The sequence below is a fragment of the Nereida ignava genome, assembly GCF_001049735.1.
In the GTDB taxonomy this organism is placed as follows: Bacteria; Pseudomonadota; Alphaproteobacteria; order Rhodobacterales; family Rhodobacteraceae; genus Nereida; species Nereida ignava.
The window spans coordinates 34218-45104 of the sequence record NZ_CVPC01000001.1 but is presented as its reverse complement, the minus strand read 5'-3'; the positions used below and the strand labels follow the sequence as shown (position 1 = coordinate 45104).

Annotated in this window: 10 protein-coding genes; 2 read left to right on the top strand and 8 right to left on the bottom strand. The window is 55.9% G+C overall.

All coding sequences use genetic code 11. The features are described 5' to 3' along the window. On the bottom strand, nucleotides 1–606 hold a 606-nt coding region (locus NIG5292_RS00215), incomplete at its 3' end, for an IS110 family RNA-guided transposase (RefSeq protein ID WP_048597333.1). Nucleotides 607–669: 63 nt separating this feature from the next. Here NIG5292_RS00215 and nhaA point away from each other — a divergent pair. Continuing rightward, nucleotides 670–1647, top strand: coding sequence for a Na+/H+ antiporter NhaA (gene nhaA, locus NIG5292_RS00210; protein WP_233488125.1), 978 nt, complete (start codon nucleotides 670–672; stop codon nucleotides 1645–1647). 80 nt (nucleotides 1648–1727) lie between these two features. On the opposite strand, the gene scpA is transcribed toward nhaA, so the two are convergent. Beyond that, nucleotides 1728–3869 (bottom strand): methylmalonyl-CoA mutase, encoded by a 2142-nt coding sequence (gene scpA, locus NIG5292_RS00205; protein ID WP_048597332.1) that lies wholly within the window; start codon nucleotides 3867–3869, stop codon nucleotides 1728–1730. 51 nt (nucleotides 3870–3920) lie between these two features. On the opposite strand from scpA, the gene NIG5292_RS00200 reads away from it, so the two are divergent. Beyond that, the gene (locus NIG5292_RS00200; RefSeq protein WP_048597331.1) at nucleotides 3921–4400 is read left to right on the top strand and encodes a DUF4174 domain-containing protein; all 480 of its coding nucleotides are present in this window, start codon (nucleotides 3921–3923) and stop codon (nucleotides 4398–4400) included. Nucleotide 4401: 1 nt separating this feature from the next. On the opposite strand, the gene NIG5292_RS00195 is transcribed toward NIG5292_RS00200, so the two are convergent. The 6 genes from NIG5292_RS00195 to NIG5292_RS00175 form a co-directional block, all read right to left on the bottom strand. Then, a complete protein-coding gene (locus NIG5292_RS00195) occupies nucleotides 4402–5937 on the bottom strand; it encodes a DUF8728 domain-containing protein (protein ID WP_048597330.1) in 1536 nt (511 codons plus the stop codon). Nucleotides 5938–5942: 5 nt separating this feature from the next. After that, nucleotides 5943–7943 carry an acetyl-CoA carboxylase biotin carboxylase subunit gene (locus NIG5292_RS00190; RefSeq protein ID WP_048597329.1) on the bottom strand — a complete coding sequence of 667 codons (2001 nt, stop codon included), beginning with the start codon at nucleotides 7941–7943 and terminating at the stop codon, nucleotides 5943–5945. Between the two features lie 75 nt (nucleotides 7944–8018). Then, complete coding sequence (locus NIG5292_RS00185) at nucleotides 8019–8363, bottom strand: hypothetical protein (protein WP_048597328.1); 345 nt, start codon at nucleotides 8361–8363, stop codon at nucleotides 8019–8021. 66 nt (nucleotides 8364–8429) lie between these two features. Continuing rightward, complete coding sequence (locus tag NIG5292_RS15005; protein ID WP_177193447.1) at nucleotides 8430–8573, bottom strand: hypothetical protein; 144 nt, start codon at nucleotides 8571–8573, stop codon at nucleotides 8430–8432. Nucleotides 8574–8781: 208 nt separating this feature from the next. Beyond that, complete coding sequence (locus NIG5292_RS00180; RefSeq protein ID WP_048597327.1) at nucleotides 8782–9180, bottom strand: DUF6497 family protein; 399 nt, start codon at nucleotides 9178–9180, stop codon at nucleotides 8782–8784. Beyond that, complete coding sequence (locus tag NIG5292_RS00175; protein ID WP_048597326.1) at nucleotides 9177–10709, bottom strand: acyl-CoA carboxylase subunit beta; 1533 nt, start codon at nucleotides 10707–10709, stop codon at nucleotides 9177–9179. Before NIG5292_RS00175 ends, NIG5292_RS00180 begins: the two co-directional genes overlap by 4 nt. Nucleotides 10710–10887 lie beyond the last annotated feature (178 nt).

Genomic DNA, 10887 nt, shown 5'->3' with positions numbered 1-10887 from the left:
CATTTGGCGTTCCAAGGTGGCGATTGTCTGAGCCAGCTGAGCCATGTGGTGATAGTACAGGCGCGCGGTCTCGCGTACCAAATCCGGCATAGCGCCTTCTTGAGCTTCCATTGTGTCTTCGTAGGCCAGGAGTGCGGCGTCTCCTTTGGCGACAATGATCCCATGCTCGGCAAAATGACCACGCAAGGTCGTGATCAATGTCGCCCTCTGGCGGGTTAAGGTCTGATGCGTGCGAAAGAGCATAGCGTGGGTTTGCTGTTCTTGGCTTTTGACCTGAACAAACCGCATGCCGGGTTGACGCACCGCCGTTGCAATCGCCGCAGCGTCGTTGGCGTCATTCTTGGCGGAGCGTTTGACGAAGGGTTTCACATAGATCGGCGGGATGAGCCTCACCTCATGACCGGCTTCTTGTGCATATCGGCCCCACCAATGGCTGGTCGCACAGGCTTCCATCGCAACGAGGCAACTCGAGTGTTCCGCCAAGAGCTGGCTCAGCTTTCCACGCGAATACTTGCGATTGAATTTGACGACGCCTTCTGCCGTCGTAGCGCAAACCTGAAACGAGTGCTTTGCAAGGTCGATGGCCAGAATGCTAATATCTGACATGGATGTTTCCTTTCTTTTGAACTGACTTCCAACAAAGCCAGTCTGGCACATTGCGATGCCGTTGTGGGAGGGAGCATCCACCCCATCAGTCTTGAACTGAAGAAAGAGCTGCTTGAGGGCAAACTGAAAAATCCGCGCGATGTGGTACTTCCGGGTATGGCCGCTGTTGGCGGTATGGTTGTTCCCGCACTTGTTTTCTTCGCCTTGAACTCTGGCCTTGTCAGCATCAAAGGCTGGGCCATCCCTGCCGCAACAGACATTGCCTTTGCCCTTGGTGTGCTTGCACTGATGGGTGACCGCGTGCCGTCCTCGCTTAAGGTGTTTTTGCTGACCCTTGCGATTTTGGATGACATGGGTGCGATCATTATTATTGCGCTGTTCTACACAGCCAATCTGCAGGTCGATTATCTCTATCTCGCGCTGATCCCGCTGGCTGGTATGGTGATGCTTAACCTCAAAGGCGCGCACCGTATTGCGCCGTTCATTTTGCTTGCGACAATCATGTGGGTCTTTGTTTTGAAGTCCGGTGTTCACGCAACACTGGCCGGTGTTGTTGCGGCGTTCTGTATCCCGCTCAAGGACAAATGGGGCAAGTCACCGCTACACTCGCTTGAGCACGCTTTGTCGCCTTACGTGCTGTACCTGATCGTGCCGATCTTTGCTTTTGCCAACGCAGGCGTGGTCTTTAAAGGCATGTCTGTGACCGATATCTTCCTACCGCTGCCACTTGGTATCGCACTTGGCTTGATCGTCGGTAAGCAGGTCGGTGTCTTCGGCGTTACATGGCTGATGGTCAAATCGGGACTAGCAAAATTGCCCGCTGGCGCCAACTGGCTGCACATCTACGGCGTTGCCTGTCTTGCCGGTATCGGCTTCACAATGTCGCTGTTCATTGGCTCACTCAGCTTTGATGATCCGGCCTTGATGAATCAAGTCCGCGTAGGTGTTCTGACAGGCTCTGTCGTCTCTGCAATTCTGGGCTTTGCGGCCCTCAAGATTGCCGCGCGACGTGACGAAAAAGAACAAGCCGTCGCCGCTTAAGCCACGCTCTTGAACGAACAACAAAAAGCCCACGCATCACGCGTGGGCTTTTTTCGTTTCCAACCTCAGCTTGAGACAGCTTAGCTGCGCGTCTCTTTGATGATACGCAGGATATCTTGCGCGGCTTCGGGGATGTTTGTCCCTGGACCAAAGATCGCCTTCACGCCTGAGTTGTACAAGAAATCGTAGTCCTGTTGCGGGATCACGCCGCCACAGATCACAATGATGTCGCCAGCACCTGCGGCTTTCAGCGCCTCAACGAGTTTGGGCGCAAGCGTCTTATGACCCGCTGCTTGGCTGCTGATGCCGATCACATGCACGTCGTTGTCGATGGCGTCTTGTGCCGCTTCTTCCGGCGTTTGGAATAGTGGTCCAACGTCCACATCAAACCCGATATCCGCAAATGCGGTCGCGATCACTTTGGCACCCCGATCATGTCCGTCTTGGCCCATTTTGACGACCAGCATCCGTGGGCGGCGGCCCTCCTCTTGGGCGAAATCTTCAACAGATTTCTGGATCGCGGCAAACCCTGCATCACCGTCATATGCGGCACCATAAACACCCGCCAATGTCTTAACTTCGGCGCGGTGACGGCCAAACGCTTTTTCCATCGCCATACTAATTTCTCCTACAGTCGCACGCGCACGCGCAGCCTCCACCGCCAAAGCCAGCAAGTTGCCCGTCCCGTTTTCTGCAGCTTGGGACAGCGCATGCAGCGTGTGATCCACATCGGCTTGGTTGCGGGTCGCTTTGATCCGCTCAAGTTGTTTGATCTGGCTGTCGCGCACAGACGCATTGTCGATGTCGCGGATGTCGATCTCGTCCTGTTTATCCAGCTTGAATTTGTTGACCCCAACGATCACTTCGTCGCCGCGGTCCACAGCCGCCTGACGGCGCGCAGCGGCTTCTTCGATGCGCAGTTTCGGCATGCCCGAGGCAACCGCTTTGGTCATCCCGCCCATTTCCTCGACTTCTTCGATCAGCTTCCACGCTTCATCCACCAGATCAGCGGTCAGTTTTTCAACGTAATAGCTGCCCGCCAGCGGATCGACCACATTGGTAACGCCAGTTTCGTTTTGCAAAATCAGCTGGGTATTGCGCGCGATCCGCGAGCTGAACTCTGTCGGTAGCGCAATCGCCTCATCAAACGAGTTGGTATGCAAAGACTGCGTGCCGCCCAACACCGCCGACATCGCCTCGTAGGCCGTGCGAACGATGTTGTTATAGGGGTCTTGTTCTTGCAGTGACACACCAGAGGTCTGGCAGTGTGTACGCAGCATCAGTGAGCCCGGCTTTTTGGGCTCGAACTCTTCCATGATGCGGTGCCAAAGGAAGCGCGCTGCCCGCAGCTTTGCCGCTTCCATAAAGAAGTTCATCCCGATGGCGAAAAAGAACGAAAGCCGCCCTGCAAACGCATCAACATCAAGCCCTTTGGCGATGGCCGTGCGTACATACTCGCGCCCGTCCGCCAGCGTAAACGCCAACTCCTGAACAAGGTTCGCACCCGCCTCTTGCATGTGGTACCCGCTGATCGAGATCGAGTTGAACTTGGGCATATCGGTGCTGGTGAACTCGATGATGTCCGCCACAATCCGCATCGAAGGCTCCGGCGGATAGATGTAGGTGTTACGCACCATGAACTCTTTGAGAATGTCGTTCTGAATGGTCCCAGACAACTGCTCGGTCGGCACGCCCTGCTCTTGGCCCGCCACAATGAAACTTGCCAAGACAGGAATAACCGCGCCGTTCATCGTCATAGAGACCGAGATTTTATCAAGCGGAATGCCATCAAACAGCGTTTTCATGTCTTCAACACTGTCAATCGCCACACCGGCCTTGCCGACGTCGCCCTCAACGCGTTCATGATCGCTGTCATACCCGCGGTGCGTTGCCAGATCGAACGCAACCGAAACGCCCTGCTGGCCCGCATCAAGTGCTTTGCGGTAGAAGGCGTTACTTTCTTCAGCGGTGGAAAAGCCCGCATACTGCCGGATCGTCCAAGGACGGCCTGTGTACATCGTGGCACGCGGCCCGCGCGTAAACGGCGCGCTGCCTGGCATGCCGCCCATATGCTCAAGCCCTTCGGCGTCATCACTTGTGTAAACCGGCTGCACTTCGATACCTTCGGGCGTCTGCCACTTCAGATCATCAAGCGGACGGCCACGCAGTTCTTTGTTGGCCAGTTCAGTCCATTCGGTTTTGTTTTCGGTCTTTTTCGTCATCTGAGCCTCCTTGGGCTGTGCAACGGGAAATTGGTGATTATATCATTATGTATGAAACGAGTTTTAGCTTTCGCGCTTGGCGCATTTATCAGTTGTGGTCCGGCCCTTGCGGCTGACGCCCCCTTGTCACCCGTGCTGTCGCCAGTGGATGAATGGCGCGCTGATCGGGCGGTGATACTGTCCACAGATGCAGTTAGCCTTGATGATTTCAAATGGCTCGCACGGCCCATTGTTGTTTTCGCCGACAGCCCGAATGACCCGCGTTTCATCGAGCAAATGGAACTGCTTGCCGCCCGCGCAGATGACCTGGCCGAGCGCGACGTGGTTGTGATGGTGGACACAGCGCCTTCTGCCAACTCTGCGTTGCGCAAAAAACTGCGACCACGCGGATTTATGCTGGCGTTGATCGGCAAAGACGGTGGCATCAAACTGCGCAAACCGTTTCCGTGGGACGTACGCGAACTGTCACGGACCATCGACAAAATGCCCGTGCGCAAGCGTGAAATCCGAGAAGGTCTGACGGCGGAATAACTCATACGCCCTCCTCGGCAAATTCGAAAACCGCGTCCCGCGGTAATCCTTTTTCCCACAAACGAAGCGCCGCAGTGAGCGACGTCATAAACGCGGGATCAGCTGCATAAAACTGCACCTCTGCGCCGCCCAGAAAACCAGAGGGATTTTGCATGCGCAACGCACCAAGCCGCGTCCAATCAGGGCCAAGCCCCTCATCGATCCAGTGGTCATAGACCATCACCAGCGGGACATTCTGGGCGCGTACCAACTCACCCGCCCAGCCATCTTGCGGCTGGCTCAGGCGCATCTCACGGGCCTGCGCATTGGCGAGGCCCCATAGATCCAGCACATAATTGTTGTTACCCCACGCCACGCGACCCAAGTCATTTACCGCTACGGGAGTTGTCGCAAAATCTTGGGCGAACCGCGCCATTTGCGTGTGCTGCAGGTGGATCGCGCGAGGGTTATCGATGAAATCCTTTTGTTGCCAAAGCAGCAGGCCCGAACACGCCGCAATTACCGCCACACTGGGCACACGCCACTGCCCTGCCATGATCAATCCCGCAGCGAGCATCAACAAAGCATAGGCCTCATAGCGGTCCATCCAGCCGATCCGTCCCAGCACAAGATGCGCGAACCCTGCCGCGGAAATAGCCAAAACCGCACCACGCATCCGTCCAGACACACCACGTGCTGACAGCAACAGCAAACCGCTTAGCACAGCCAAAAACAGCCCGCCCGTTTGGTTGAGGTTTTGCGTCACACCGCCAAAAAACTGCGCCAAAGCCCCGCCACTTGGGCTGATCCCATCACTAAGTTTTGACACCACCGAGCTTGGCAGGGGTTCAAGTCCCAGACCACTCAAGAACACCATAAATGCAGCAATCGGCAAAAGGGCAGCGGCACCCAATATCGCACCCAGCTTTGGCCGCTCAACGCCACTCACAACCGCTGCAGCAACCGCCAAAGCAAGCCCCTCAAGACGCAGCGCCGGCGCAAGCAAAATACCCGCCACCAACATCCACGACACACCGCGCCCTTGCACCCATTTTTGCAGACCGGCCACAATCATCAACGTTGCAGCAATGTGGGGGGTGTGTTCCATCGCGGTCATTGTAGCGCCCGCAAGGTTCAGCCCCGCAGGTGCCAGCCCCGCGCCGATCAACACCCACGCGCGCCCCCCGTTGTCCTCGGGCAAAGCCCGCCAACAGATCAGCGCCCAGACTAAAACCGCACAAATCATCGCGACAAGATTAAGCGCAAACGGCATCATCCACCCGATGCTTTCTTGGGCAAACGGCGCCAGAAGAAAGGGATAAAGAGGCGATGAGGCCGCGCTGGCAACCTCATTTGCGTTCACCCCGTAACCACCGCGCGCAATCTGCTCGGCCATGGCGAGGTGGATGTAGACATCATCAAGAGGGTATTCAAACACGCCACCGGCGCGCCAAATTCCCCCACCGATCAGAAAAACCCAGACTGCAGCAACGGGCACCAGCGCCACGAAAGCAACCACCGAATACGGCATGTTATGATACAGCCGTTGCGCAGACATTTGGGTTATTCGAACTCCATGATGATGTCATCAACCGCCAGATTGTCACCCGCAGCGGCGTTGATTTTGGTGATCTTCGTGGTCTTTTCGGCGCGCAGGATGTTCTCCATCTTCATCGCCTCCACGGTGCACAACGCTTGGCCTTCTTGCACTTCGTCACCAACCGCTACGTCCACTTTCACAATCAATCCGGGCATCGGGCACAGCAGCAGCTTTGAGGTATCAGGCGCCACTTTTTCGGGCATCAAGCGGGCAAGCTCGGCCTGACGCGGGGTGTAACACTTCAAGATCACTTCAGCACCACGCCACCGCATGCGGAAACCGGCAGTCACTTTGTTCATCTTGATCAGCATCGGCGCACCGTCGACAAAGACTTCTGCAAGCGTGTCGCCTGGCGTCCATGTGCTTTCAATACGGTGCGTGCTGCCATCATCAAAACGTACACTGGCCCCAGCTTGGTCTGCATCGATGTGCACAGGCATTTCCGTCCCGCCTGTCACGACGACCCAATCTTGGCCAACTTTACGCTCGTGATTGTCCATGCGGCCCGAGACGCGCGTGCGGCGAATTTCGGCAACACGGTACATCGCCGCCGCCGACGCCGCGAGACGCTTAAGATCAGCTTCCGCAAGGGTCACACCTTCAAAACCGTCAGGATATTCTTCCTCAATGAAGGCCGTGGTGATGTTGCCACTTGTGAATTTCTCATGGTCATAAACCGCTGCAAGGAACGGCAGGTTGTGACCAATCCCCTCCATCTCAAAGCCGTCAAGCGCGTTGCGCATATGCTCAATCGCGGTCGCACGGTCAGGGCCCCATGTGCACAGCTTTGCGATCATCGGGTCGTAATACATGCTGATTTCGCCGCCTTCAAAAACACCAGTGTCATTGCGCACAACACGGGTTTCCTCGGCCACTTCAAGCGGCGGGCGGTAGGTTTGCAAACGTCCAATTGACGGCAGGAAGTTGCGATACGGGTCTTCCGCATAAAGGCGACTTTCCATCGCCCAGCCGTTCAATTTGATGTCTTCTTGCTTAAGCGTCAGTGCCTCGCCGTATGCCACGCGGATCATCTGCTCAACCAAATCAACACCGGTGATCAACTCGGTCACAGGGTGCTCCACCTGAAGGCGTGTGTTCATCTCAAGGAAGTAGAAGTTGCGATCCCCGTCCACGATAAACTCAACCGTACCAGCAGACGTATAGCCCACCGCAGCAGCCAAGGCGCAGGACTGCTCGCCCATGGCTTTGCGGGTCGCCTCATCCAAAAACGGCGAGGGCGCTTCTTCGATGACTTTTTGGTTGCGGCGCTGAATAGAGCACTCGCGTTCGCCCAAATAAAGCGTGTTTCCATGCGCATCCGCCAGCACCTGAATTTCGATGTGGCGCGGCTGTGTCACAAACTTCTCGATGAAAATGCGGTCATCACCAAAACTGTTGGCCGCCTCATTCTTGGACGACTGGAACCCTTCACGGGCTTCGGTGTCATTCCACGCAATCCGCATCCCCTTGCCGCCGCCGCCAGCAGAGGCCTTAATCATCACAGGGTAGCCCACTTGGTTAGAGATTTTGACCGCGTCGTCCGCGTCCTCGATCAACCCCATGTACCCTGGCACAGTCGATACGTTCGCTTCTTGGGCTAGCTTTTTGGATGTGATCTTGTCGCCCATCGCCTCAATCGCGCCAGCAGGTGGTCCGATAAAGGCAACGCCTTCTGCCGCAAGCGCCTCGGCGAAAAGCTTATTCTCGGACAAAAAGCCGTATCCCGGATGGACCGCTTCCGCGCCCGTTTGGCGAATTGCATCCATCACTTTGTCGATCACGATGTAGGACTGATTGGCCGGTGCAGGCCCGATGTGAACCGCTTCATCGGCCATCTTCACGTGCAGCGCATTGCGGTCAGCATCCGAATAAATAGCGACAGTCGCAATGCCCATTTTGCGTGCGGTCTTGATAACACGACATGCAATTTCACCGCGGTTGGCGATCAGGATCTTTTTAAACATGGGGTGTCCTTTCATGGGCTGGCCCAAAGGCAGCACCGGTCTTAAATGTCAGAAATTCAAAAGCAAAAGAGCGCATCACACGATCACCTCGGGAAACGAAGCCTGCGCACGGGCGACATCAATCACCAACATCGCCTCGTAACTTTCAGGATCAAACGGGTCTTCGGCAGGGATCACTTCACGCCCGAAAAACCAGCTCAGGCGGCCCGCATCAAGATTGCCGCGCTCAAAAGGTTGATCGCCGAAATGCTCCCAAAGGGCGCGAATAAAGCCTTCGTCCGCGCGCTTATCGGGCGGACGGCGGTCGCGAAACCGCTCACGCGAGACAAGCTTGGTCGGCCCTGCTTTTGCAGGACGGCGAATGACAAATTGGAAATCAGTCCCAGGTAAACGGCCCGGAAAGCCGCGGTGTTTCAACATACCGCACCCCCTGAATAAGATGCTGCATGGAAGCGGGAGGGCGTAACCGCCATCCCGCGTGAGTAATTACTTGTATTTGCCTGTGAAAGCAGGCTCTTGGCTGATCGGCTCTTGCTCGATGATGACAACATCATCCGCTTGCTTGCCAGCACATGCTGCCAAGAATGCAGTAACCCCAAGAACGGCGACGAGTTTAAGTGTTTGCGACATGAAATACTCCCAGTGTCCAATGCATCTGTACCGGCGTTGCGCCAGCACACTGCGTGCGTGTTAAAGCCTGCCCATGCAGACATAGCCAAAACCATAGTCGCTCCAGAGATCAAAAGATACTTTATTTGCAAAATCGCGCGAAATCCCGCTGCAAATTGGTCACAGGTCGGGCGTAGGCGCGCATCAGGATTAATTGCACAGAACCGCATTAGAATTGCTCCCAAACACAGCGCGCACCATCGCGCGAGAACGCCTCAAAAAACTGCGTCGCGCTTGCATCCGCGGCCCCAAACGGGACGGCACGATCCGCAAGAGAGATCACAATTTGCTCGGGACGCAGCGCCTTTTCGTCAAGCCAATCAAGCGCATATTCCTCGCAGAGTTGCTGAAAATCCAACTCAACATCCGCATATTTCAGACCGCCAGCGTCGCGTGTAATCTCAGGGGCAATCAGACGGAACCGCACCACATCCTCTTGCGTTAAAACCTCATGCATCTGCACGCTCTGCCCCGACGGCAACGCTAAATCCGCCACATCCGCCATCGCGAAAGCAAACGATGGCAGCAGCGCCGCGCCCATCAGATATGGCAGACAAGCTCGGATCATAGCGGAATGTTATCGTGCTTTTTCCAAGGGTTGCTTAGCTGTTTGCCGCGCAGGGACGCAAACGCGCGGCACACGCGGCGGCGCGTTGATTGGGGCATGATGACCTCGTCAATAAAGCCCTTCTCAGCGGCCACAAACGGGTTGGCAAACCGGTCTTCATATTCCGCTGTACGCGCCGCAATCTTATCCGCGTCACCCAATTCAGAACGGTACAGAATTTCCGTCGCGCCCTTGGCACCCATCACCGCAATCTCGGCTGTGGGCCATGCATAGTTAATGTCGCCGCGCAGGTGCTTGGACGACATCACATCATAGGCACCGCCGTAGGCCTTGCGCGTGATCACTGTTACTTTTGGCACCGTCGCCTCGCCGTAGGCAAAGAGCAGTTTTGCACCGTGCTTGATGACGCCACCGTACTCCTGACTCGTCCCCGGCAAGAAGCCCGGCACGTCAACAAGGGTCAAAATCGGAATTTCAAACGCATCACAGAAGCGCACAAAACGGGCCGCCTTGCGCGAGCTATCAATGTCCACACACCCCGCCAAAACCATCGGCTGGTTGGCCACAACACCAACGGTCGAGCCCTCAAGACGCACAAAACCGGTGATGATGTTCTTGGCGAATTCTTCTTGGGTCTCGTAGAAGTCGCCCTCATCCGCCAGCTTTGTGATCAGCTCTTTCATATCATAAGGCGTGTTCGGGTTGTCGGGGATCAGCGTGCTGAGGCTGTCGTCAATGCGCTGCACGTCATCATAAAACGGGCGAACTGGCGGCTTTTCTTTGTTGTTAAGCGGCAGCAAATCCACAAGGCGGCGCACTTCGGTTAACGCCTCGACGTCGTTCTCAAATGCCGCATCCGCAACACTTGATTTACGCGTGTGCGTCGACGCACCCCCCAACTCTTCTGCAGTGACCACTTCGTTCGTGACTGTTTTCACAACGTCTGGACCGGTCACAAACATGTAGCTGGTGTCTTTGACCATAAAGATGAAGTCAGTCATCGCGGGGCTGTAAACAGCACCACCGGCGCACGGCCCCATGATCACGCTGATTTGCGGGACAACGCCGCTGGCCATAATGTTGCGCTGGAACACCTCGCCGTAGGCGGCAAGGCTGTCGACACCCTCTTGGATGCGCGCGCCGCCACTGTCGTTCAGGCCAATCACGGGTGCGCCGTTTTGCACGGCCATATCCATGATCTTACAGATTTTCTTGGCATGAGTTTCCGAGACCGAGCCACCCAAAACTGTGAAATCCTGTGAAAACACATAGACCATGCGGCCATTGATCGTGCCCCAACCGGTGATGACGCCATCACCCGGATGCTTGGTTTTTTCCATGCCAAATTCGGTGCAGCGATGCGCCACGAACATATCAAATTCTTCGAAGCTGCCTTCGTCAAGTAACAGATCAATACGCTCGCGCGCAGTCAGCTTGCCTTTGGCGTGTTGTGCTGCGACACGGCGCTCGCCACCACCCATGCGGGCCTCATCACGGCGGGCCTCAAGTTCACTCAGGATATCTTTCATCGGGTGTCCCCTTTATCAACGCATGGAGTGTCACAAATGCTGCGACTGCACAAAGTTGCGCTGACCATAGGCTTAACCGCGCCCCAACAGAAGGCTTATTTCGTCAAGCTGCATAGTTTGCATACACTAGCATATGCAAATTGCGAAACTGCAAAGATACGAAACCGCTTCCCCTTGC

What these genes read in the sequence shown, in the direction of transcription:
- NIG5292_RS00200 (WP_048597331.1), top strand. Translation starts at nt 3,921, where the DNA reads ATGAAACGAGTTTTAGCTTTCGCGCTTGGCGCATTTATCAGTTGTGGT.
- NIG5292_RS00180 (WP_048597327.1), bottom strand. Translation starts at nt 9,180, where the DNA reads ATGATCCGAGCTTGTCTGCCATATCTGATGGGCGCGGCGCTGCTGCCA.
- NIG5292_RS00195 (WP_048597330.1), bottom strand. Translation starts at nt 5,937, where the DNA reads ATGTCTGCGCAACGGCTGTATCATAACATGCCGTATTCGGTGGTTGCT.
- NIG5292_RS00185 (WP_048597328.1), bottom strand. Translation starts at nt 8,363, where the DNA reads ATGTTGAAACACCGCGGCTTTCCGGGCCGTTTACCTGGGACTGATTTC.
- NIG5292_RS00175 (WP_048597326.1), bottom strand. Translation starts at nt 10,709, where the DNA reads ATGAAAGATATCCTGAGTGAACTTGAGGCCCGCCGTGATGAGGCCCGC.
- scpA (WP_048597332.1), bottom strand. Translation starts at nt 3,869, where the DNA reads ATGACGAAAAAGACCGAAAACAAAACCGAATGGACTGAACTGGCCAAC.
- NIG5292_RS15005 (WP_177193447.1), bottom strand. Translation starts at nt 8,573, where the DNA reads ATGTCGCAAACACTTAAACTCGTCGCCGTTCTTGGGGTTACTGCATTC.
- NIG5292_RS00190 (WP_048597329.1), bottom strand. Translation starts at nt 7,943, where the DNA reads ATGTTTAAAAAGATCCTGATCGCCAACCGCGGTGAAATTGCATGTCGT.